Annotated in this window: 23 protein-coding genes; 16 read left to right on the forward strand and 7 right to left on the reverse strand. The window is 69.3% G+C overall.

Translation table 11 applies throughout. The annotated features are described in order from the left end of the window. The first annotated feature begins 129 nt into the window (after nt 1-129). The 5 genes from M8859_RS22760 to M8859_RS22780 all read left to right on the forward strand — a co-directional run bounded on the left by M8859_RS22760 (nt 130) and on the right by M8859_RS22780 (nt 3,401). Nucleotides 130-321, forward strand: coding sequence for a PspC domain-containing protein (locus tag M8859_RS22760; RefSeq protein ID WP_159922971.1), 192 nt, complete (start codon nt 130-132; stop codon nt 319-321). Between the two features lie 88 nt (nt 322-409). Further along, a complete protein-coding gene (locus tag M8859_RS22765; RefSeq protein WP_159922973.1) occupies nt 410-715 on the forward strand; it encodes a DUF6802 family protein in 306 nt (101 codons plus the stop codon). A gap of 206 nt (nt 716-921) precedes the next feature. Next, nucleotides 922-1,233 carry a hypothetical protein gene (locus tag M8859_RS22770; protein WP_195071247.1) on the forward strand — a complete coding sequence of 104 codons (312 nt, stop codon included), beginning with the start codon at nt 922-924 and terminating at the stop codon, nt 1,231-1,233. 58 nt (nt 1,234-1,291) lie between these two features. Then, nucleotides 1,292-3,001: a PspC-like choline-binding domain-containing protein gene (locus M8859_RS22775; protein WP_249644134.1), complete on the forward strand. Its 1,710-nt coding sequence runs from the start codon at nt 1,292-1,294 to the stop codon at nt 2,999-3,001. A gap of 49 nt (nt 3,002-3,050) precedes the next feature. After that, the gene (locus tag M8859_RS22780; RefSeq protein ID WP_159922979.1) at nt 3,051-3,401 is read left to right on the forward strand and encodes a hypothetical protein; all 351 of its coding nucleotides are present in this window, start codon (nt 3,051-3,053) and stop codon (nt 3,399-3,401) included. Between the two features lie 27 nt (nt 3,402-3,428). Here M8859_RS22780 and M8859_RS22785 read toward each other — a convergent pair whose 3' ends face one another. Further along, a complete protein-coding gene (locus M8859_RS22785; RefSeq protein WP_249644135.1) occupies nt 3,429-4,286 on the reverse strand; it encodes a poly(ethylene terephthalate) hydrolase family protein in 858 nt (285 codons plus the stop codon). Between the two features lie 36 nt (nt 4,287-4,322). On the opposite strand from M8859_RS22785, the gene glmS reads away from it, so the two are divergent. Then, a complete protein-coding gene (gene glmS, locus M8859_RS22790) occupies nt 4,323-6,206 on the forward strand; it encodes a glutamine--fructose-6-phosphate transaminase (isomerizing) (protein WP_195071244.1) in 1,884 nt (627 codons plus the stop codon). Between the two features lie 49 nt (nt 6,207-6,255). Here glmS and M8859_RS22795 read toward each other — a convergent pair whose 3' ends face one another. Next, nucleotides 6,256-7,443, reverse strand: coding sequence for an MFS transporter (locus M8859_RS22795; protein ID WP_195071243.1), 1,188 nt, complete (start codon nt 7,441-7,443; stop codon nt 6,256-6,258). 134 nt (nt 7,444-7,577) lie between these two features. Between M8859_RS22795 and M8859_RS22800 the strand changes: the two genes are divergently transcribed. After that, nucleotides 7,578-8,069, forward strand: coding sequence for a MarR family winged helix-turn-helix transcriptional regulator (locus M8859_RS22800; RefSeq protein ID WP_159922985.1), 492 nt, complete (start codon nt 7,578-7,580; stop codon nt 8,067-8,069). A 79-nt stretch (nt 8,070-8,148) separates the two neighbouring features. Here the strand turns inward: M8859_RS22800 and M8859_RS22805 are convergent, their stop codons facing one another. Beyond that, nucleotides 8,149-8,577, reverse strand: coding sequence for a cupredoxin domain-containing protein (locus M8859_RS22805; protein ID WP_159922987.1), 429 nt, complete (start codon nt 8,575-8,577; stop codon nt 8,149-8,151). A 42-nt stretch (nt 8,578-8,619) separates the two neighbouring features. Here M8859_RS22805 and M8859_RS22810 point away from each other — a divergent pair, with 42 nt between their 5' ends. From M8859_RS22810 to tsaD, 7 genes are all read left to right on the forward strand, one after another. Continuing rightward, entirely contained in the window at nt 8,620-10,062 is a 1,443-nt protein-coding gene (locus tag M8859_RS22810) for an NAD(P)H-hydrate dehydratase (RefSeq protein ID WP_159922989.1), read from the forward strand. A 118-nt stretch (nt 10,063-10,180) separates the two neighbouring features. Then, nucleotides 10,181-11,416: an alanine racemase gene (gene alr, locus M8859_RS22815; RefSeq protein WP_159922991.1), complete on the forward strand. Its 1,236-nt coding sequence runs from the start codon at nt 10,181-10,183 to the stop codon at nt 11,414-11,416. Further along, a complete protein-coding gene (locus tag M8859_RS22820; RefSeq protein WP_159922993.1) occupies nt 11,413-12,501 on the forward strand; it encodes an alpha/beta fold hydrolase in 1,089 nt (362 codons plus the stop codon). The genes alr and M8859_RS22820 overlap by 4 nt, the downstream gene beginning before the upstream one ends. After that, nucleotides 12,494-12,946: a tRNA (adenosine(37)-N6)-threonylcarbamoyltransferase complex ATPase subunit type 1 TsaE gene (tsaE, locus tag M8859_RS22825; RefSeq protein WP_249644136.1), complete on the forward strand. Its 453-nt coding sequence runs from the start codon at nt 12,494-12,496 to the stop codon at nt 12,944-12,946. Before M8859_RS22820 ends, tsaE begins: the two co-directional genes overlap by 8 nt. 55 nt (nt 12,947-13,001) lie before the next feature. After that, entirely contained in the window at nt 13,002-13,718 is a 717-nt protein-coding gene (gene tsaB / locus M8859_RS22830; protein ID WP_195071241.1) for a tRNA (adenosine(37)-N6)-threonylcarbamoyltransferase complex dimerization subunit type 1 TsaB, read from the forward strand. A gap of 5 nt (nt 13,719-13,723) precedes the next feature. Next, nucleotides 13,724-14,230, forward strand: a complete 507-nt coding sequence (gene rimI, locus M8859_RS22835; protein WP_159922999.1) for a ribosomal protein S18-alanine N-acetyltransferase — start codon at nt 13,724-13,726, stop codon at nt 14,228-14,230. Next, nucleotides 14,227-15,270 (forward strand): tRNA (adenosine(37)-N6)-threonylcarbamoyltransferase complex transferase subunit TsaD, encoded by a 1,044-nt coding sequence (gene tsaD / locus M8859_RS22840; protein WP_195071240.1) that lies wholly within the window; start codon nt 14,227-14,229, stop codon nt 15,268-15,270. Before rimI ends, tsaD begins: the two co-directional genes overlap by 4 nt. A gap of 89 nt (nt 15,271-15,359) precedes the next feature. On the opposite strand, the gene M8859_RS22845 is transcribed toward tsaD, so the two are convergent. Then, nucleotides 15,360-16,895 (reverse strand): DUF7159 family protein, encoded by a 1,536-nt coding sequence (locus M8859_RS22845; protein WP_159923003.1) that lies wholly within the window; start codon nt 16,893-16,895, stop codon nt 15,360-15,362. A gap of 580 nt (nt 16,896-17,475) precedes the next feature. On the opposite strand from M8859_RS22845, the gene groES reads away from it, so the two are divergent. Together groES and groL are read left to right on the forward strand one after the other, a co-directional pair. Then, nucleotides 17,476-17,778: a co-chaperone GroES gene (gene groES, locus M8859_RS22850; protein WP_028479292.1), complete on the forward strand. Its 303-nt coding sequence runs from the start codon at nt 17,476-17,478 to the stop codon at nt 17,776-17,778. A 256-nt stretch (nt 17,779-18,034) separates the two neighbouring features. Continuing rightward, nucleotides 18,035-19,645: a chaperonin GroEL gene (groL, locus tag M8859_RS22855; protein WP_159923005.1), complete on the forward strand. Its 1,611-nt coding sequence runs from the start codon at nt 18,035-18,037 to the stop codon at nt 19,643-19,645. 227 nt (nt 19,646-19,872) lie between these two features. Here groL and M8859_RS22860 read toward each other — a convergent pair whose 3' ends face one another. The 3 genes from M8859_RS22860 to M8859_RS22870 all read right to left on the reverse strand — a co-directional run bounded on the left by M8859_RS22860 (nt 19,873) and on the right by M8859_RS22870 (nt 21,434). Next, complete coding sequence (locus M8859_RS22860) at nt 19,873-20,124, reverse strand: RskA family anti-sigma factor (RefSeq protein ID WP_159923007.1); 252 nt, start codon at nt 20,122-20,124, stop codon at nt 19,873-19,875. Between the two features lies 1 nt (nt 20,125). Continuing rightward, nucleotides 20,126-20,701, reverse strand: a complete 576-nt coding sequence (locus M8859_RS22865; protein WP_159923009.1) for a sigma-70 family RNA polymerase sigma factor — start codon at nt 20,699-20,701, stop codon at nt 20,126-20,128. Between the two features lie 439 nt (nt 20,702-21,140). Continuing rightward, nucleotides 21,141-21,434, reverse strand: coding sequence for a WhiB family transcriptional regulator (locus M8859_RS22870; protein WP_039796164.1), 294 nt, complete (start codon nt 21,432-21,434; stop codon nt 21,141-21,143). Between the last annotated feature and the right edge of the window lie 18 nt (nt 21,435-21,452).

The raw sequence follows: 21,452 nt of genomic DNA on the forward strand, positions 1-21,452 counted from the left end.
TCAGGGTCGCACCCTGAGGTCGGCCCCCGGGAGAAATCAGGGTCGGTATCGCCCGCCGGGCCGATGGCGCGGCCTGCGGCGGCGAGGACAGTGGAGGTCGTAGCGATCACCGCCAGAGAGGGAAGACCAATGACCGTCCCCACCCGCCGTTTCGCCCGTTCCGCCCACGACAAGTGGATCGCGGGCGTCTGCGGTGGCATCGCCGACTACCTCGGCTGGAATGCCAACGTCGTCCGTCTGCTGTTCGTGGTGTCGTGCCTGCTGCCCGGTCCGCAGTTCATCCTCTACCTCGTACTGTGGCTGGTGATGCCGAAGAAGTGAGCTGGAAGGCTGCGCCGAGGCCGCTCGGCTGTCAGGATGGGATGATGCCGCTTGTGCGGCACCGTACGAGTCCTGCTGAGGAGGAGTCATGATCACCTCGGAATTCCCCGGTCTGGATATACCCGGCATCGACGCGTCCTCGTCGCTCGGTGGATTGGGTGCGATCGAACTGCATCACCCGACCCAGGACATCGACGGCGACGGCACCCTCGACACCATCACCACGACGGGCGAGGAGGCGATGCACGTCTGGACCGACTACGACCACGACGGCTTCGCCGACCACGTCACCGTGGTGGAGAAGGACGGCGACTACGCCGCCTGGGAATTCCACCGCCACCCCGACGGCACGTCCGAGTGGGTTCGCACCGATCACGGCCGGATCGGCGGCTAGCCGAACCGGCGTCGGAAGGAACCGATTCGGAGGCGCCCACGTCCAACGATCCGACACGAGCGGTTCGGCCGCCGAGATCGTTGTGCCGCCGGCGCGAAATTCGGGGGAACCGGGTGTCGGCGTGTTGCGTCGAAGGAAGTACGGCGGAATCAGGCGCGAACGAGTTTCACGTCGGCGCAATGACACTACGAGGATGGAGGGGAATCGTGGGTGGGTCGGAGATGGTCGGTGTCCGGACGGGGGAACTCGGTGCGCTGGGCAGCGACTACCGGAGATCGGCGGACGCCGTCCGCGACCAAGCTGTACGAGTCGCCGATCACCGGTTCGGCATCGGCGGCGAGGCGGGCCGCAACTACGCGCCGCAGGGAACGGCGGTTCATCAGGGCCTGGACCGAATCAGCGCATGGCTGCGGAATTGGAGCGACGCCACCACCGCGACCGCCGACGCGCTCGGCGCCGCCGTAGTGGCATACGCCGAGACCGACCAGCAACGCGCCTCCGAGACGAACAAGACATGAAACCGCCGAATGACACGTGTTCGCACCAGCGACACCACACATTCGAGGAGTCGGAATCATGACGGTTTCGTGGCAGGGCAAGGCGATCGACACCCTCTTGGACGAGGGCAGCGCGGGCCTGCAGTACTGGATCGAGTTCATGCCGCTGTACGAGGCGGCGTTCGGCGGCGACGGGGGGCGCGGGAACGTCGACAAGCTGCTGGCGATGTACGACGAGCAGCGCGGCATGCGGGTGGAGAAGCTGGAGCAGGCGGGCGAGGCGCTGAAAGTCGCTCTGGCCGAAGTCGATCGGCAATGGGACGCGCAGCAGGGCTACAACCGCAGGTTGCCCGAGTTGTGGCAGGGAACGGCGGCCGCCACCGCGCTCGACATGCTCGGCAAACAGTCGGTCCTTGCCGACGAGGACCGGCAGCACGCCCGGGCGGCCATGACCGTGATCGCGGATATGGCCGGTTCCTTGCGCTCGGCGGTCGCCGCGAAGGCGTTCGCCACCCGTGAGTTGCTGGAGGGCCCGGTGGGCGGCAGCAAAGTCGTCAAGATCGACGGTAAGACTCCCGAAGACGTGAAAGTCATTGTCGACGTGCACAATGCGCGGGAGTGGATCGACGCCGACCAAGTGCGCGAACTCGGTCGCATCTTCCCCGCGCTCGCCGTGCCGGAGGACCAGATCAACAAAAGCGTTCTCGGCTTCATCAATTCCGACAGCAAGAATCTGCTCACCGGCGCGTACGGCGACCGGGTCCGCAGCGTCACCGACGAGTGGCTGACCAAGACCTTCAAACCGGATTTCGATCGAAAACTGGCGTCGTATGTCGATGTCTGCGCCGAGGTCGATCGCCTGTTCAATGACCAGTACAAGAACCTGACCGATGCGATGGCGCAGGTATCCGAGCAGGCCTACCCCCGCCCGGAAGGACCGGCCACCCCCCAGCCGGATGCTCCTGTGAGCCAGGACAATCCCACGAACACGGCTGCCCCGGGGCCGCCTGGGATACCCGCCACCGCGACCCCGGCGAGTACCACACCCAGCAGCGTACCCACGTCGACCACACCGACCACACCCACTACTCCGACCACGCCCAGCAACCCGACCACCCCGGCGCTCAGGACGCCGTCGCTGGACGGGTTGGCGGCGATCAGCCAGGTGGCCAGGGAGTTCTCCCCCCTGGCAACGGGTCTCGGCCAGGCGGTCACCCAGGGGCTGTCCGCGCTGAGCGGCACGATCAAAAGCGGGGTCGATGACGCGGTCGAAAAGCTCATGCAGAGCGTCGATCCGAAGAACGCCGAGGCCGACGTCGAAAACGAAGAAGCCGAGAACGAGAAAGTGGAGCCGAAGGCCGAATTCGATATCGGCGGAAAGCATGTGAAGTTCGAGATGGGGCCGGACGGCCGGTTGAAACTCCTCCTGTCCGACGCCACCGGCGAAGAACAGGAGTTCACCGTCGAGCTGAACGAGCACGGGATGCCGATCATCTCGACCACCGATCCGAAAGCGGAGAACGCACAGCCTTCGGCGCCTGAGGTTCCGGCGCCGGAGGCTCAGGAGAAGCAGAAATCGCCCGACCCGGCCCCGGAGACCGAAGCCGGTCGGCCCGGTCTGCCGAGCGCGACCCCGCCGAGCACCCGCCGCGAAGAAGACGGCGAGCACTACCCGAAGCCGCTGCCGGAGCAAGGCGAGCCGGAACCCGACACCCCGGTGGACAGCGGCGCGGAACTCGCCGAAGCCGGACCGCTGGGAGCGGACTTCGCCGAGGCTGGTCCGCTGTGAGCGCGGCCGCGACCGGTACCGCCACCTCGGAGGAGCGAGGAGGCGCCGCGTGGTGAATTACGCCGAGGAAGCGAGGCAACTCGCCGCCGAGAATCAGCGCCGCATGTCTCTGCTGCTCGACGAGATCCAGGCGATCAACGAGCAGACTGCGGCGACCGGCCGCGAGTTCGCCGATCGCTTGACCGCGGACATGGACCAGTTCTGGGCGACGCACGCCGCCGAACTGGACAAGGCCGCCGCCGAGGCGGAGGCGCAGCGACGGTTGGAGGACGAAGCGCGGGAGCAGCGCGAGGCCGTCGCGCGATCGATGGCCGCCCGGCGCGCCAATCAGACGGTCGCGCCGGTCGACGAGGAGGACGAGGAGGCCAAGTTCTACCAACGCAAGAGCTGGCTGATCTGACCGGCGCTCCGGACACCGGTGAGTCGGCTACCGTCGCAGCAGCGCGGCCAACTGGCCGACCTTCAGCTTCGGCGGCTCCTTCTCCTGCGGCGCTTCGGGGTCGACGACCGTGGTGTGCGGGATGACCTCGTCGGGCTCGGCGAAGGGACGGTAGGTCTTGTCGCCCGCCAGCGTGGCGAGCAGGTATCCGGCCAGCAGGGCGCGGGTGGTGCGCGCGGTCTTCGATTCGTGCTTGCCCGCGCCGATGGCGGCGAGGATACGCCGGCCCTCGATGATGCCGTTGTGCGAGGCCTTGTCGACGGCGCGAAGGATCGCGGGACCACCCCACGCGGTGGTCAGCGGGATGGCGTTGGAGCTGACCGAGGTGATGTCGGTCGCGCCGGCCAGGATCAACGCCGGAACGTCGAGCTCGGGCGCGACGGCTTCGGCGGCCGGCGACGTCGGCGCGGGGAACAGCGCCACGACGGTGGCGACGTCGCGGCGTCCGGCGGCGATGACGGCGGCGCCCGCGCCCATGCCGTGTCCGGCCAGGGCGAGACGCTCCGGGTGCACGCTGATCTCGCCGTCGCCGAGCCGCACGCCGGTGCAGATGTCGAGCGTGGTCAGCAAGTCGGCGGCCAGCCCCAGATGTGACGGGATCGGCCCGCGCTCGGTGTCCGGGGCGGCGGCCACAATTCCCCACGAAGCGAGGTGTTCCAGCAGGGTGCGGTAGTGCCCCGCCCCGGTCAGCCAGCCGTGCCCGAAGGCGACGGCAGGTAGATTCCGCCCGGACTCGGGGGTGAACACCACCCCCGGCTGGCCGGCGATGGCCAGATTGCCGCGCAACACGCGGTGCGGGCCCCGGCTGGTCAGGGTGCTCAGTAGCGATTTCACAGACGCCGACACGACGTGAACGTTATCCGATAAGTAGTGTGGTGAGCCATGTGCGGAATCGTGGGGTACGTCGGGTACCGAGACGCGCTCGGCGTCGTCGTTGACGCGTTGCGCCGCATGGAATATCGCGGTTACGACTCCGCGGGTGTGGCGATCCTGGACGGCGCGGGCGCGCTGGCGGTGGAACGCAAGGCGGGTCGCCTGGCCAACCTGGAGGCCCAGCTGTCGCAAACCGGCATCGACCGCTTCGTGGGCACCACGGGCATGGGGCACACCCGCTGGGCGACGCACGGCGCGCCGACCGACCGCAACGCGCACCCGCATCGGGACGACAGCGGCAAGGTCGCGGTGGTGCACAACGGCATCATCGAGAACTTCGCTCCGCTGCGCCGCGAACTGGAGGACGCCGGGGTCGAGCTGAGCAGCGACACCGACACCGAGGTAGCCGTGCACCTGGTGGCCCGCGCGTATGCGAACGGCCCGACCGCCGGTGACTTCGCGGCCAGCGCGCTGGCCGTGCTGCGCCGTCTGGAGGGCGCGTTCACCCTGGTCTTCACGCACGCCGATCACCCGGACATGATCGTGGCCGCGCGCCGTTCCACGCCGCTGGTGGTGGGCGTGGGCAAGGGCGAGATGTTCATCGCCTCGGATGTCACGGCGTTCATCGAGCACACCAGGGAGGCGGTCGAGCTCGGTCAGGACCAAGCTGTCGTGATCAACCTGGACAGCTACCGGGTGACCGATTTCACCGGCGAGGACGCGAGTTCGCGCACCCGCCCGTTCACGATCGACTGGGACCTTGCCGCGGCCGAGAAGGGCGGCCACGACTACTTCATGCTCAAGGAGATCGAGGAGCAGCCCGCCGCGGTCGCCGACACCCTGATGGGGCATTTCAGCACCGATCGCGACGGCGCGGGCCGGATCGTGCTGGACGAGCAGCGTCTGGCCGACCAGGAGCTGCGCGATTTCGACAAGGTGTTCGTCGTCGCGTGCGGAAGCGCCTACCACTCCGGTCTGCTGGCCAAATACGCCATCGAGCACTGGACGCGGTTGCCCGTCGAGGTCGAGCTGGCCAGCGAATTCCGCTACCGGGATCCGGTGCTGGATCGCTCCACGCTGGTGGTGGCGATCTCCCAGTCCGGCGAGACCGCCGACACGCTGGAGGCGGTGCGCCACGCGAAAGAGCAGAAGGCGCGCGTCCTGGCGATCTGCAACACCAACGGCGCGCAGATTCCCCGCGAGTCCGACGCGGTGCTCTACACCAGGGCCGGGCCGGAGATCGGCGTCGCCTCCACCAAGGCGTTCCTGGCCCAGGTGACCGCGAATTACCTGGTCGGGCTCGCCTTGGCGCAGGCGCGCGGCACCAAGTACCCCGACGAGGTCGCCCGCGAGTTCGCCGAACTGGAGGCAATGCCGAAGCTGGTGGAACGCGTGCTGGAGACCGCGCCGCAGGTGCGGACCATCGCACGGGAACTCGCGCAGGTGCCGACCGTGCTGTTCCTGGGACGTCACGTCGGCTACCCGGTGGCGTTGGAGGGCGCGCTCAAGCTCAAGGAGCTGGCCTATATGCACGCCGAGGGATTCGCGGCGGGCGAGCTCAAGCACGGTCCGATCGCGCTGATCGAGGACGGCCTCCCGGTGATCGTGGTGATGCCGTCGCCCAAGGGTCGCGCGGTGCTGCACTCGAAGTTGCTGAGCAATATCCGGGAGATCCAGGCGCGCGGGGCGCGCACGATCGTGATCGCCGAGGAAGGCGACGACACGGTTCGCCCGTTCGCCGACGACCTCATCGAGATTCCCAGCGCGCCGACTCTCTTCCAGCCGCTGCTGTCGACGGTCCCGCTGCAGATCTTCGCCGCCGAGGTGGCGCAGGCTCGAGGTTACGACGTCGACAAGCCCCGCAACCTGGCTAAATCCGTCACCGTGGAATAGGCACGGCGGCCGTGCACCCTCGAGTGCGCGGCCGCCGCTTCGCATGTTTCTATGCGTGCACCGCGTCCGATGGCTCCGCCGCAACGGCGGGGGTGTCGCGGCGTTCGAGGTATCCGGACAGGACCGCGAGACCCAGCGCGACCAGAACCAAACCCACGCCGACCCAGTTGGGGGAGGTGTAGCCCAGACCCGCTGCGATCACGACGCCACCGAGCCAGGCCGACACGGCGTTGCCGAGGTTGAACGCACCGATATTGACCGCGGAGGCCAGGGTGGGCGCGCCCGCCGCGTGGTCGAGGACGCGCTTCTGTAGCGGCGGGACGGTCGCGAAGCCGAGTGCGCCGATCAGCACGACAGTGACGGCGGCGGCCACCTTGTGGTGCGCGGTGACGGTGAACAGCGCGAGCACGATCGCGAGCCCGCCGAGGGTGAGATACAGCATCGGCATCAGGTGGCGGTCGGCGAACTTGCCGCCGATCAGGTTGCCCGCGAAGAAGCCGAGCCCGAAGAGCACCAGCAGCCAGATGACCGAACTCTCCGCATAGCCGGTGACCTCGGTCATCATCGGCGCCAGATAGGTGATCGCTGCGAATACGCCGCCGAAGCCGAGCACCGTCATCGCCATCGCCAGCAGCACCTGGGGATTGCGGAACACCGCCAATTCGGTGCGCAGCCGCGCGTCCGCGGGGGCGGGTTGTTCCGGGACCAACGCCGCGACTCCCACCAGCCCGACCAACCCGACCAGCGCGACGAACAAGAAGGTCAGCCGCCAGCCGAAGTGCTGACCGAGCAGCGTTCCGAGCGGCACGCCCACGATCGTGGCGACGGTGAGACCGGTGAACATGATCGCGATCGCACCGGCACGCCGGTCGGCGCTGACCAGCGTCCCCGCGACGACCGCGCCGATACCGAAGAACGCGCCGTGGGCGAGCGACGCCACGATCCGTCCGCTGAGCATCAGCCCGAAGGTGGGTGCGACCGCGGAGAGCACGTTGCCGAGAACGAGCAGCGTCAGCATGCCGAGCAGCATGCGTTTGCGCGCCACCCGGGTGCCGAGGCCGGTCATCAACGGCGCACCCACCACGACGCCTAGCGCGTACCCGGTGACCAGCAGGCCTGCCGTGGGGATGGACACCGAATAGGTGCCCGCGATGTCGGGCAGAAGACCGACGACGACGAATTCCGTCGTCCCGATCCCGAATGCCCCGAGGGTCAGGGCGAGGAGTGCGAGCGGCATGGAGCCTCCACATGGATGTTGCCTTAGAGCTTTACAGGCGCAAACAATAATTGCATACGCTTGATAATTGCAAGCGCTGGATATTGCGTAGCCTGTCTATCCTGGAGGCACGATCCCCGAGCCGAAGGAACGCCATGACCGCGGATGCCGCCCTGACGGGCCTGGCCGATGGTTGGTACGCACTCTCGCTGCTGCACGACCGGATCGAGGCGCACATCGAGCGGGCGCTGCAATCCGGCCACGACCTGAGCGTTCGCGAGTTCTCGCTGCTGGTCGTCCTGAGCCGCCAGCACGATGGCCCCGGCGGGCACCTGCGCATGAACCAGGTCGCCGAAGCCGTGGTCCTGAGCCAGAGCGCCACCACCCGCCTGGTCTCCCGGCTCGAAGATCGCGGCCTGCTCCAGCGCTACCTGTGCCCCGACGACCGTCGTGGCATCTACACCGACGTCACTCCGGCGGGATTGGACCTGCTCGCGCGGGCCCGGCCCACACACGACGCCGCCCTCGCGGGCGCGCTCGGTCAAGCCGCCGCCAACCCCGAACTCGCTCCGCTCGTGGCCGCGGTCGAAGCCCTCAACACCAGCTCGGCGCGTGGCGCACGCCCCCGCGACTACCGCCCGGTCTGACCGGATACAAGGAGGAGCCTGCGATCTGGCGGCAGGCATGTGGTGGTCCGCGAACGCGCCGCAGCGCGCCCTCGCCCCGCTATTCGACGGTGACCGACCCGCGCATCTCCGGATGCAGTGAGCAGAGGTAGCGGTAGGTGCCCGGCGTGGTGAAGGTGTAGCTCCACTCGCCCCGGTCGAGGATCGGGCTGTTGATGCCCATCGCCTTGTCGCCGATGCCCTGCACGGTGTGCGGGACCTGGTCGTCGAATTTCCAGGTGACCGTGTCGCCGACCGCGACGGCGACCTCGGCGGGGGAGAATTCCATATCGTCCACCACCACGGTGGCGGCGGCGGGTTTGCGCTCGCCGGTCTGCTGAGCGGTGGTGGTGGGCCGAGCCGGTTTCCTCGTGGTGGTGGCGGCCGAGCCGGGTTCGTCTCCGCCGCAGCTCGACAGCAGCAGCGCCCCGGCCAAGGCGACTCCCGTGACGAGGCGGACAGTCCCGGTGTGGCGGCGGACGCTTGGCATGATGGCCAAGCGTAGTAGGCCACACCGACGAAGGGAGCGGCGATGTCCACGCAGCGGGGCTATTTCACCGTAGACGAAGTGCGTGCGGCGGAGGCCGAGCTGTTCACCCGGGTGCCGGACGGCGTGCCCATGCGTCGTGCGGCGCACGGCTTGGCCACCGTGGTGGCGGGCGAACTCCGGGAGCGCACCGGCGGTGTCGCGGGTCGGGCGGTGACCTTGCTGGTCGGGTCCGGCGACAACGGGGGCGACGCGCTTTACGCCGGAGCGCAGTTGCGCCGCCGCGGTGTCGCGGTCACCGCGGTATTGCTGAACCCGGAGCGGGCGCACGCGAAAGGACTCGCGGCGCTGTGCGCTGCGGGCGGTCGAGTCGCCGACGACCCAGGTCGCCCGGATCTGGTGATCGACGGGATCGTCGGTATCTCCGGTCGTGGTCCGCTGCGGCCGCGTGCCGCGGAAATCGTTGCGGCGCTGGACGCTCCGATCGTCGCGGCCGACCTGCCCAGCGGCGTCGATCCGGACACCGGCGCGATCGAGGGCCCGGCCGTGCGCGCGGACGTCACGGTCGCCTTCGGCGGCTACAAACCGGTGCATGCGCTCGCCGCGCCGCAGTGCGGCCGAATCGAGTTGGTCCCCATCGGTTTACGTCTCCCGGAGCCGGGTCTCGTCGCACTGGAGCCCGCCTCGATCGGCGCCGAATGGCCGGTTCCCGGCGCGGCCGACGACAAGTACACACAGGGTGTGACCGGCATATGCGCGGGAAGCGCGACATATCCGGGCGCCGCGGTGCTGTGCGCGGCCGCTGCCGTCGCCGCGACGTCGGGCATGGTGCGGTACGCGGGAACCGCGGCGGCCGAGGTGCTGAGCCACTTTCCGGAAGTCATCGCCACCCGGCAGCTCGCCGACACCGGTCGCGTCCAGTCCTGGGTCTTCGGTCCCGGCGCGGGCACCGATGCCGACGCCGGGCAACGCCTCCGCCAGATCTTGGACACCGACCTACCGGTCGTGGTCGACGCCGACGGCCTGACCTTGCTGGCCGCACGGCCGCACCTGGTGCGCGATCGCGCGGCGCCGACCGTGCTGACCCCGCACGCGGGCGAGTTCGCCCGCCTCACCGGTCACGAAGTCGGCCAAGACCGGGTGGCCGCGGTCCGGGACCTCGCGGATGCCTGGCAGGTCACGGTACTGCTGAAGGGTCGGGCCACGCTGGTCGCCGCACCGGGCCGCCCCGTGCTGGTCAACGAAGCGGGCGGTTCGTGGGCCGCCACCGCGGGCGCGGGCGACGTGCTCTCGGGCATCATCGGGACGCTGCTCGCCGCGGGTCGCGACACCGCCTGGTCCGCTGCCGCGGCCGCGCGGGTGCACGCCCTGGCCGCGAACCTCGCGGCCCACGACGGCGCGCCCGCGGGAGCCCCGGTCTCGGCGAGCGTCCTGGCGACCCACGTCCGTCCCGCGATCGGAGTCCTCCGCGGCCTCGCCCATACGTAGGCTGTGCTCATCGTGGCGTCGAGCACAGCGCTGACCGGCGCGTAAACCGGTTGCAACCGAGATCGAGCACGCCAATAGACTCGACCGGAACCAACGCGACGACTGATCTCGAGGGCACATGGGTAACTCCCCGGGTACGCCCAGAACTCCGGCGGCACCAGACGGAAGACCTGAACGCGAATATAGCGCCCCCCGGCTGGTACGGCCCGAATACTCGAAAGAGGCGGAGAAGACTGCCGTGAATGCGCAAGCGGAAACGGTCATCGACCTGGATGCCATCGCCGACAACGTGCGGATCCTGCGGGAACACGCGGGCGACGCCGCGGTGATGGCGGTGGTGAAGGCCGACGGCTACAACCACGGCGCAGTCGAGGTGGGGCGGGCCGCCCTCGCGGCGGGGGCGGCGGAATTGGGCGTCACGACGGTGGCGGAAGCCGTGCAGTTGCGCGCGGCCGGAATCACCGCGCCCATCCTGTGCTGGTTACACAACACCGACGCCGACTTCGCGGCCGCGGTGGACGCCGACGTCGAGATCGGGGTCTCCTCGCCCGCCCATCTGCGGGCGGTCGAAGCCGCGGCGCGCCGCGTCGGCCGTCCGGCGACGGTCGCCTTGAAGGTGGACACGGGCCTGAACCGCAACGGGGTCTCACCGGCCGAGTACCCGGAAGTGCTGACAGCGCTGCGCGCTCTGGTCGACGAGCAGGCGGTGCGTTTCCGCGCGATCTTCTCCCATCTCGCGCACGCCGACGAACCTGAACACCCCAACAACGACGTGCAACGCGCCCGGTTCCTGGACGCGATCGCCACGGCCAAGGAACACGGCTTGGAGCCGGAACTGGTGCACATCGCCAACTCGGCCGCCGCCCTGACCCGCCCCGATCTGGCCTTCGACCTGGTCCGGCCGGGCATAGCCGTGTACGGCCTGTCCCCCATACCGGGCAACGACTTCGGCCTGCGGCCCGCGATGACCTTCCAGGCCCGGGTCGCCTTGGTCAAGCGGGTGGCCGCGGGCGAAGGCGTCTCCTACGGGCACCAGTGGGTCGCGCCGCACGACACCACCGTCGCGCTGATCCCCACGGGTTACGCCGACGGCGTGTTCCGCCCCCTGAGCGGGCGATTCGACGTCTGGCTCGGCGGAGCCCGGCGCAGAAACGTGGGCCGGGTGTGCATGGACCAGTTCGTCGTCGACCTGGGAGACAACGCCGCGGGCGTCCGGGAGGGCGACACCGCGATCCTCTTCGGCGCGCGACCGCACGCCCAGGACTGGGCCGACCTGCTCGGCACCATCCACTACGAAGTGGTGTGTTCGCCGCGCGGCCGGGTCACCCGGCGCTACACGGGTGGCGACCGGTGAGCCGGTTCCGGGTGACCCCGCTGCGCGGCGGGCTCGCCACCGTGGGGCTCGTGGGCGCGCTGGCGGGTGCCCATGCCCTGCGCCGCGCCGGCGCGCGCGTGCTGTGGCCCCCGCGGGGCGACGACTACCGCGACGAGGATTTCGGACTGATCGATGCCGACCGCGCGGGGACCGTGCTCGCCGATGACGGCGTGCCGCTGGCCACCCGGACCTGCGGCCCCGACGACGCGCCGGTGACGGTGATTTTCGTGCACGGGTTCTGCAACAGCATGGCTTCCTTCCACTTCCAGCGTCGCGATCTGGAAAAGCGTTGGGGCGCGCGGGTTCGCATGGTGCTGTTCGATCTGCGCGGGCACGGTCGATCCGGAGTGCCGAGCGCCGCGAGCTGTACCGTCGCCCAGCTGGGCCGCGACCTGGCCACTGTGCTGAGCGCCACCGCTCCGGCCGGGCCCGTGGTGCTGGTCGGGCATTCGCTGGGCGGTATGGCGGTCCTGGCCGCGGCCGCGCGATTCCCGGAATTGTTCGCGGCCAGGGTGATCGGCGTCGCACTGCTGTCGACCGCGGCGGCCGGGGTCACCGCGGCGGGGATCGGGCAACTGCTGCGCAACCCCGCGATCGACGGCTTCCGGTTGGCCGTGCACACCGCGCCCGCGCTGGTGCAGGCGGGCCGCGCCACCGCGCGGCATGTGATCACACCGATCCTGCACGTCAGCTCGTTCCACGGTCCGGTGAGCCCGACCCTGTCGCGCTTCGCGACGCTGATGATCGACCAGACGCCGGTGGAGACCATCGTGAAGTTTCTCCAAGCCATCGAGCTGCACGACGAGTCGGCGGCGTTGCCCGCCCTGGCGGGCACACCGGTTCTGGTGCTCGGCGGTAAGCACGATCTGGTGATCCCGTTCCGCAATTCGCGCGCGCTGGCCGCCGCTCTGCCCGAAAGCGAACTCATTCTGCTGCCGGGGGCGGCGCACATGCCGCATCTGCAGTACCCGGACATCGTCAATGCCGCGCTGGATCGATTGCTGGTGCGCGCGGGTGCCATCGACCCGGTGGCGGGAAACGCCTCCGAGGTGTCCGGTGGCTGATCGACGGTCTCGGATTTTGCCCACCGTCGCCGACACCGAGGCGCTCGGCCGGGAATTGGCCATGGATCTGCGCGCCGGTGACCTGGTGGTTCTGGACGGCCCGCTCGGCGCGGGCAAGACCGCGCTGACCCGTGGTATCGCCGAGGGGCTCGGCGTACAGGGCCGGGTCAGCTCCCCGACGTTCATCATCGCCCGCCAGCACCGCGCCGGGGAGCGGGAGGGCGGGCCCGCCGTGCCCATGGTGCACGTGGACGCCTATCGGCTCGGTGGCGATCTGGACGAGCTGGACGCGCTGGATCTGGACACCGATCTGCATCAGGCGGTGGTCGTGGTGGAGTGGGGCCGCGGCGTGGTCGAGCACCTCGCCGAGCGCCACCTGCGCGTGGTGCTGTCGCGTGAGCCGGATTCGGATGTGCGCACCGCGATCTGGGAATGGGTGGATTAGCTATCAGGTAGCTCTGCATCCGTGGGGCCTACCACCCGGTATCGTTGGGCCAATCATGCTTGTACTAGCCGTCGACACCGCGACCCCCGCCGTCACAGCGGGACTGGTGGAATTGGAGCAGGGCGCCGGCTCGGCGGATCCCGTCCTGGCACGCACCGTCGCCTCCCGGGTGCGGGTCGACCCCCGTGCTCATGCCGAGGTGCTCACCCCGCAGATCCTCGAATGCCTCGACGAGGCAGGCCGTTCCAGGACCGATATCGACGCGATCGTGGTCGGCGTCGGTCCGGGGCCGTTCACCGGCTTGCGCGTCGGTATGGCCACCGCGGCCGCGTTCGGTGACGCGCTCGGCATTCCGGTGTACGGGGTGTGCAGTCTCGACGCGATCGCCGCCGACGCCGCCATCGACCCCGCCGTGCCGCCTCCGGTCGAGTTCCCGCTCGATGCCGAACTGCTCGTGGTGACCGACGCGCGGCGGCGGGAGGTGTACTGGGCGCGGTACCGCGAGGGCGCGCGCGTGGCAGGCCCCGAGGTGTGCAAGCCCTCCGACTTGGACGAAGGACAAGCCACGGCGATCGCCGGATCCGCCTCGCACGTGGACTTCTTCGACTTGCCGGTGCTGCCCGCCGAGACGCCCTCGCCCGCCGGACTGGTGCGCGTCGCCGCCCCCGAGCTGCTGTCGCGCAGCGTGCCGGAGCCGCTGGTTCCGCTGTACTTGCGCAGGCCGGACGCGGTCGAGAACGCCTACCGTCGACTCGACCGGACGGGAGCGTGACGGCCGTGGCTTTCCGTATCGAGCCGATGGTGGCCGCCGACATCACGCGCTGCGTCGAACTGGAGCAGTTGCTGTTCCCGGAGGACGACCCGTGGGCCGCCGTGGCGTTCCAGTCCGAGCTGGCAGGCAGGCACAACTGCTACATCACCGCGCGCGACGACGACGGGCGAATGGTGGGCTACGCGGGCATCGCCCTGCTGGGTGACGCCGAACACCCCGAGGCCGAGGTGCACACCATCGGCGTCGACCCCCGCTGCCACCGCGCGGGCGTGGGCACGCTTCTGCTGGAGGCGCTTCTCGCCGAGGCAGGACGGCGCGGCGGGCCGGTGTTCCTGGAGGTCCGCACCGACAACGCGCCCGCGATCGCGCTGTACGCCAAGCACGGTTTCCACATCATCGGATTGCGCAAGAACTACTACCACCCCAGTGGCGCGGACGCGTACACGATGCGCCGGCCCGCGCTGACCAGCGCGGACCGTCAGTGGCGCACACCGGACGAGGTGCTGTCGTGATCATCATGGGCATCGAGAGCTCCTGCGACGAAACCGGAGTGGGCATCGTCCGCCGCCACCCCGACGGCACCTGCGAGCTACTCGCCGACGAAGTCGCCTCGAGCGTCGACCAGCACGCGCGCTTCGGTGGCGTGGTCCCCGAGATCGCCTCGCGCGCGCACCTCGAGGCGATCGTGCCCGCCATGCGCCGTGCGCTGTCGGCGGCGGGTATCGCGAAGCCGGACGCGCTGGCAGTGACCATCGGACCGGGCTTGGCCGGCGCGTTGCTGGTGGGCGTCGCCGCCGCGAAAGCGTATGCGGCGGCGTGGGATGTGCCTTTCTACGCGCTCAACCATCTCGGCGGCCACGTCGCGGTGGACACCCTGGAACACGGGCCGATGCCACCGTGCGTCGCGCTGCTGGTGTCGGGCGGGCACACTCACCTGCTGCACGTCACGGATCTGTCCGAGCCGATCGTCGAGCTGGGCAGCACGGTCGACGATGCGGCGGGGGAAGCCTTCGACAAAGTGGCGCGCCTGCTCGGGCTGGGTTTTCCCGGCGGCCCGGCGCTCGATGCCGCAGCCGCGGACGGCGATCCGCGCGCCATCGCCTTTCCCCGGGGCATGACCGGGCCGCGTGATCCGCGCTACGACTTCTCCTTCTCGGGCCTCAAGACCGCGGTGGCACGATACGTGGAGGCGGCGCAGCGCGACGGCATCGCCGCGGAAGATCTCCCCATTCCCGATATCGCGGCGTCGTTCCAGGAGTCGGTCGCGGATGTGCTCACCATGAAGGCGGTGCGCGCGGCGCGGGATGTCGGTGTCGGCACGCTGGTGCTCGGCGGCGGCGCGACGGCCAACTCACGAATTCGCTCGATGGCCGAGGAACGTTGCGCCGCGGCCGGTTTGACTCTGCGGGTGCCCAAGCCCCGGCTGTGCACGGACAACGGGGTGATGATCGCCGCGCTGGGCGCACATGTCATCGCGGGCGGCGCGGCGCCGTCACCGCTGACGGTCGCCACCGACCCCGGTCTGCCGGTGTCGGTCAGCATGGTCCGCTGATCTGCTCGGACTCGGTGAGCCGTCGGTAGCGCGCGGGTGGCTCGACGGCTTCCGTGGAATCGTCCGGAAACCGCCGTTGTGCCGTCGGATCAGTTCGGTACGAGTAGGCCCGGGTCGAATGCCGACCCCGAGCTTCCATGCGGCGGCAGCGGCAGGCCCGACCGCGCGGGCACCTGGCTCGGCGTCGAGCTCGGGCCGGGCCTCTCGACGCTCGGCGTCGGCGAAGAGGTCTGGCTCGGCCCCGGCTCGGGCGAACTGCCCTGTGTGGCATTCGGGTTGCCGAACAGCGGACCGAGGAGTTCGGGGAACGGGATCGGCGGAAGGTCGGGATCCGGTCGCAGCGTGGGTTGTGTCGGTGTGACCGCCTCCGTGGTGAACGGTACGCCGGTCGTACTGCGCGGCCCGCGTCCGGTGGTGGTCGGCGCGACGCCGGTGCTGTCCGGGGTGCCGCCTGCCCGCGTTACCGCCGCCGCGGTCGAGGGCGCCGCGGACGTCGGAGGCGGCAGCTGCGAAGCGCTGCTCGTGGTCCCGGCGGGGGAGACCTCGTCGTCCGCGGTGGGCGCGAACGTCTGCACGCCGTAACCGACGATCAGTCCGACCACCACGATCGCCCCGGCCAGTGTGCCGAACACCTTGGTGACCGTTCCGGCGGGCGCGTCGCCGCCGCGCGTGCCCACCGGGAACACCGCGGGTTGCACCGAATCCGCGACCAGCGCCGCGCCTTTCGCGGTCACCGCCTCCGGGTCCGGCACGGTGAAGACCGGGACGTCCAGCGCCGCGGTGAGTGTGTCGAGCACCGAGGGAATGTTGGCGCCGCCACCGATGACCGCGACCGCCTGCGGCTGCCGGGGCGCCCGGCCGAACGCCGCCGTGACGAACCGCGCCAGGTCGCGCAGCAGGTCGGCGATCAACTCTTCGAAGTCGGCCCTGGTCAGCTTCAGCGGCCGCCCCGCGACGTGGTCGATGGTGACGGCGGGCGCGATGGACAAATGCTCTTTCGCCGCGCGGCCTCGATTGGTCAGCATGCCGCGGTTGGGCCGGGTGCCGCGCCGGGCGAAGTGCATGTCCACCAGATGGTGGTAGATCAGGTCATCGATCGCCTTGCCGCTGACGGTCGCGGTGCGGTCGGAACGCAGCAGCGAGCCGTCGGTTCGATCGGCGACGGTGACGCTGAGCCCCGAGGCGCCGAGATCGACGATGGCTACCGTGTCGTAGCGGTCCAGCAGGCCGGTGTGCCGCAAGTAGGTCAGCGCGGCGGTGCCCTCCGGGATCAGCCGCAGTTCACGCTGTTTGCCGGTGGCCGCGCGGATGATCTGCGCCTGCTCCCTGGTGCGGTAGGCGACCGCGACGCTGGTGGGCGGATGACCGGTCATCGACGCCCAATCGCGTGCGGTGCCCGCGAATCGCCCGCCGACCGGGCTGATGATCTCGCGCGGCGGCTGCGTGGTCGGCAGTTGCGTGGTCATCAACTCGATCGAGGACGCCACCAGATCGCCGAGATCGGAATGGGCCGCATCGGCGGAGACGACGCGGTAGTCGAAGCTCTGCGCGCCATTGGACGCGGTGGCGACCAACGCCGAGCACACGACCTCTGCCCCGGCCGAGATGCCGAGGGATGTTCGCATGTTCACCTCCCTTCGAGCGGATGGTCATGGTGTCGCCGACCATCTCGAATGGACTGCCGGACCGCCGTATGGATGACGAGCGCCCCGGATCGGGAAACGAACCGGCCCCTCGTCCGGGTGGGTCGCGGGGACCGGCCATGGATCACGTGTCTTGCTCTCTGGTGACGCTGGTAATGCAACGACTGCTGCGGCGCTGCGTGTTTCGGCGACGCTGCGGTAACGCTGTGCGGCCCCGCCGCCGCCCACAGGCGACGGACGTGGCGGCCGGACCGCGACCGTCGTCAATAGTGTCACAATCCGTTATCCGAACGTTACTGTTTCCTCGAACGAATCGCCAAGCCGCGAGTCGGATGGGCGCGCCGCGCAAAGTTGGCACCGTCCAGCCTTGAGCGCTGGCACTCTCATGTATAGAGTGCTAGTCGGCACTGTATGAAGTGCTTGTGCCAGCAGCTTGACCATTGGGCAGGGGTCCCGGCACCCGCGACGACGGGGCTATGCGCAAGGTCAGCATCGTGACCAACCGACGAGTCCGGGACAACAGTTCCGGACGACCGAATCCCCTGAAAGTGGAGGGCTCAACGTGGCGAGCGTGAACATCAAGCCGCTCGAGGACAAGATCCTCGTCCAGGCCAACGAGGCCGAGACGACGACGGCCTCCGGCCTGGTCATCCCCGACACGGCGAAGGAGAAGCCGCAGGAGGGCACCGTTGTCGCCGTCGGTCCCGGCCGGTGGGACGACGAGGGCGAGAAGCGCATCCCGCTGGATGTCCAGGAGGGTGACACCGTCATCTACAGCAAGTACGGCGGCACCGAGATCAAGTACCAGGGCGAGGAGTACCTCATCCTGTCGGCGCGCGACGTGCTGGCCGTCGTCACCAAGTAGCCGAACGGGCACGCATGCGTTCCGCCCCGGTGTCTTTCAGGCCCCGGGGCGGAACGCGTTCGACGCCGACAGAAACCCGGTACTGAACACGCGGTGCGAGCGACGGGCCCGGAGGCGGCAGCCTGCGTGACCACGGAGGGACCCGGGAGCGCCGCAAATCAGATACAGCGGTGCGAGCGACGGGCCCGGAGGCGGCAGCCTGCGTGACCACGTAGGGACCCGGGAGCGCCGCAATCCACTACAGGAGCGAATTCCCATGGCAAAGCAGATCGAGTTCGACGAGAAGGCTCGCCGGGCTCTGGAACGCGGTGTCGACAAGCTCGCCGACGCGGTGAAGGTCACCCTGGGCCCGCGCGGACGGCACGTCGTGCTCGCGAAGTCCTTCGGCGGTCCGACCGTCACCAACGACGGCGTCACCATCGCGCGTGACATCGAGCTGGAAGACCCGTTCGAGAACCTCGGCGCGCAGCTGGTCAAGAGCGTCGCCACCAAGACCAACGACGTCGCGGGCGACGGCACCACCACCGCCACCGTGCTGGCCCAGGCGCTGGTCCGCGCCGGGCTGAAGAATGTTGCCGCGGGCGCGAATCCGATCGCGCTCGGTTCCGGCATCGCCAAGGCCGCCGACGCGGTCTCCGAGGCGCTGCTCGCGCTGGCCACCCCGGTCTCCGGCGAGCAGGCCATCGCGCAGGTCGCGACGGTGTCCTCGCGCGACGAGCAGATCGGCGAGATGGTCGGCAAGGCGCTGACCACCGTCGGCAAGGACGGCGTCGTCACCGTCGAGGAGTCCTCGACGCTGCAGACCGAACTCGTCGTCACCGAGGGCGTGCAGTTCGACAAGGGTTACCTGTCGCCCTACTTCATCACCGATCCCGACAGCCAGCAGGCCGCCCTCGAGGACGCGTTCGTCCTGCTGCACCGCGAGAAGATCAGCTCGCTGCCGGACTTCCTGCCGCTGCTGGAGAAGATCGCCGAGAGCGGCAAGCCGGTCGTGATCATCGCCGAGGACGTCGAGGGCGAGGCGCTGTCGACCCTGGTGGTCAACGCCATCCGCAAGACGATCAAGGCCGTCGCGGTGAAGGCGCCGTTCTTCGGCGACCGCCGTAAGGCGTTCCTCGACGACCTGGCCGTGGTCACCGGCGGCACCGTGGTGAACCCCGACCTCGGCATCACCCTGCGCGAGGCGGGCCTGGACGTGCTCGGCAAGGCGCGTCGCGTGGTCGTTACCAAGGACGACACCACGATCATCGACGGCGCCGGTTCCGCGGCGGACGTGGAGGGGCGCGTCGCGCAACTGCGTCGCGAGATCGAGTCCACCGATTCCGATTGGGACCGCGAGAAGCTCGAGGAGCGGTTGGCCAAGCTGGCCGGCGGCGTCGCGGTGATCAAGGTCGGCGCGGCCACCGAGACCGCGCTCAAGGAACGCAAGTACCGCGTCGAGGACGCGGTGAGCGCGGCCAAGGCCGCTGTGGCCGAGGGCATCGTGCCCGGCGGCGGCACCGCGCTGGTGCAGGCGAGCGGCAAGCTCGTCGAGCTGCGCGACTCGCTGTCGGGTGACGAAGCCGTCGGCGTCGAGGTGGTTCGCACCGCGCTGCGGGCGCCGCTGTTCTGGATCGCCACGAACGCGGGCTTGGACGGCGCGGTGGTGGTCAGCAAGGTGGCCGAGGGCAAGGAGGGCTTCAACGCCGCCACCCTCAGCTACGGCGACCTGCTCACCGACGGCGTCGTCGACCCGGTGAAGGTGACTCGTTCGGCCGTCGTGAACGCCGCCTCGGTCGCGCGCATGATCCTCACCACCGAGAGCGCCGTGGTCGACAAGCCCGCCGAGGAGCACAACGATCACGGCCACCACGGCCACGCTCACTGAGCCGAGCGCCTCTTCGCGACGATTCATCAGGCAAGGCCCTCGAACCACCTGGTTCGGGGGCCTTGCCCGTACCCGGGACAAGCCGGGGCCGGCAGGCGACTACCAGTGAGACCGAGGATGTTCCGAAGCTCGACGCGCTGGCTGCCGCGAACCGGAAGGAGGCTGCGGGATCGTCCGGCTGTCGGACCCGGACGCGCGGAGCGGGAGTGCCTGACGGATCGCTGAATTCAGCTGGCGACCGGTGGCTGCTCGGCGGCGATGGCCGCGAGGAGGCGAGCGCGCAGCGACGGCGGTGGCATGGCCGCCGTGGCTGTGGCGAGAACGGAGAGCGCTTCTTTCGTGTCTCTGACTTCCTGGATGAACTCCGCGCGTAGCACGGGGTCCTCGCTGTCGAGCAGATCCTGCACTTCCTGATGGTCTTCGTCGTCGATCGATCCGAGCGCGACGGTGTGCGCGAGATCGATCTGGCGTTCGTTCATCTCACGTCACCCCCAAACTTTTCTTCAGTCGTGTCAATCCGTCCCGAATCCGGGACTTAACGGTAGGTAACCCTACGTTGAGGTAGGTGGCTACCTCCGCATAGGTGCGCCCGCCGTAGTAGGCGAGCGAGATGGCTTCCCGTTGGGTTTCGGTGAGTGTGGCGAGACCCGCCAGGACGGCCTGTTGTTCGAGCCTGCGCTCGACCTCTTCGGTGACCTCGTCGAATTCGTTGCCGAGCACCCGGATCCCGTACGCGACCTCGCGCTGGGTGTGGGCCTGCTCGGCGCGCACCCGGTCGACGGCGCGCCGGTGCGCGAGCGTCATCAGCCAGGTCACCGCGGAACCCTTCGCGGGATCGAAGCTCGACGCCATCCGCCAGATCTGGAGAAAGACCTCCTGGGTGGTCTCCTCCGCGTATCCCGGATCGTGCAGGACACGCAACACCAGACCGAAGACGCGCGCACACGTCCGGTCGTAGAGCTCGGCGAATGCTTCCTGGTCGGCTCGGCCACATCGATGTAAAAGCGCGGCGAGCTCGATACTTTCGGCTGCGCGTGCCGTAACCGCAGAATCCACCGTAGGTGGGAAGGCCGCTCTTCGGAACGAGTCGCCCTCTGCGGCTGGCGGCCGCGTTGTCACAACGCTCCATTCTGTGTCATCAGTCACTACCGTAGCGCGCCGCTATGACCTCCCTTCCGGTGGGGTGCCCACGAGCGCGTCATGGGACGGCGCCGCGTTGCGGAAAAGCGCCGTTACGTCGGACATCTGGGAGAAGACACGCCATGACACGCCGTGACACGCCGAACGCTGTCGCATCGCGCCGGACCGGTAGTGCACCGGCCTTCGCCGCGGCGGCCGGCCGATCGATGGTGACCGATCGGAACCCACGCGCCGACCTTCGGACAGGAACCGATCGGCGTGTTGCGTGACCGGCTCGGCCGAAAAGCATGTTGCAGTGGCCCGTTGTTTGCTAGGGATTCGATGCCCGCTGGCGTGCGGATGGGAGGAGATTGGTTCAGACGGCCATGCGGCGGCGGTTGCGCCGCGCGTGCATCTCGCGCTCGGTTTCCGACATGCCGCCCCAGATGCCATAGGGCTCGCTGACTTTCAGCGCGTGGGCGCGGCACTGCATGAGCACCGGGCAGGTGCGGCAGATCTCCTTGGCGCGCATCTCGCGCGCGGTGCGGGCTCGGCCACGCTCGCCATCGGGATGGAAGAACACCGCGGAATCCTGCCCGCGGCACGATCCTCGCATCTGCCAATCCCAGACATCGGCGTTGGGTCCCGGGAGGTGGGTCGGCATGGGCATGTGAACTCCTCGTGGTGC

This window comes from Nocardia sputi (assembly GCF_023501985.1).

Excerpts from the sequence above, each read along its gene's own strand:
- glmS (WP_195071244.1), top strand. The coding sequence starts at position 4,323 with ATGTGCGGAATCGTGGGGTACGTCGGGTACCGAGACGCGCTCGGCGTC.
- groL (WP_159923005.1), top strand. The coding sequence starts at position 18,035 with ATGGCAAAGCAGATCGAGTTCGACGAGAAGGCTCGCCGGGCTCTGGAA.
- M8859_RS22870 (WP_039796164.1), bottom strand. The coding sequence starts at position 21,434 with ATGCCCATGCCGACCCACCTCCCGGGACCCAACGCCGATGTCTGGGAT.
- M8859_RS22800 (WP_159922985.1), top strand. The coding sequence starts at position 7,578 with ATGACCGCGGATGCCGCCCTGACGGGCCTGGCCGATGGTTGGTACGCA.
- tsaB (WP_195071241.1), top strand. The coding sequence starts at position 13,002 with ATGCTTGTACTAGCCGTCGACACCGCGACCCCCGCCGTCACAGCGGGA.
- M8859_RS22795 (WP_195071243.1), bottom strand. The coding sequence starts at position 7,443 with ATGCCGCTCGCACTCCTCGCCCTGACCCTCGGGGCATTCGGGATCGGG.
- M8859_RS22805 (WP_159922987.1), bottom strand. The coding sequence starts at position 8,577 with ATGCCAAGCGTCCGCCGCCACACCGGGACTGTCCGCCTCGTCACGGGA.
- M8859_RS22765 (WP_159922973.1), top strand. The coding sequence starts at position 410 with ATGATCACCTCGGAATTCCCCGGTCTGGATATACCCGGCATCGACGCG.
- M8859_RS22760 (WP_159922971.1), top strand. The coding sequence starts at position 130 with ATGACCGTCCCCACCCGCCGTTTCGCCCGTTCCGCCCACGACAAGTGG.
- M8859_RS22775 (WP_249644134.1), top strand. The coding sequence starts at position 1,292 with ATGACGGTTTCGTGGCAGGGCAAGGCGATCGACACCCTCTTGGACGAG.
- M8859_RS22860 (WP_159923007.1), bottom strand. The coding sequence starts at position 20,124 with ATGAACGAACGCCAGATCGATCTCGCGCACACCGTCGCGCTCGGATCG.
- alr (WP_159922991.1), top strand. The coding sequence starts at position 10,181 with ATGGGTAACTCCCCGGGTACGCCCAGAACTCCGGCGGCACCAGACGGA.
- M8859_RS22845 (WP_159923003.1), bottom strand. The coding sequence starts at position 16,895 with ATGCGAACATCCCTCGGCATCTCGGCCGGGGCAGAGGTCGTGTGCTCG.
- M8859_RS22810 (WP_159922989.1), top strand. The coding sequence starts at position 8,620 with ATGTCCACGCAGCGGGGCTATTTCACCGTAGACGAAGTGCGTGCGGCG.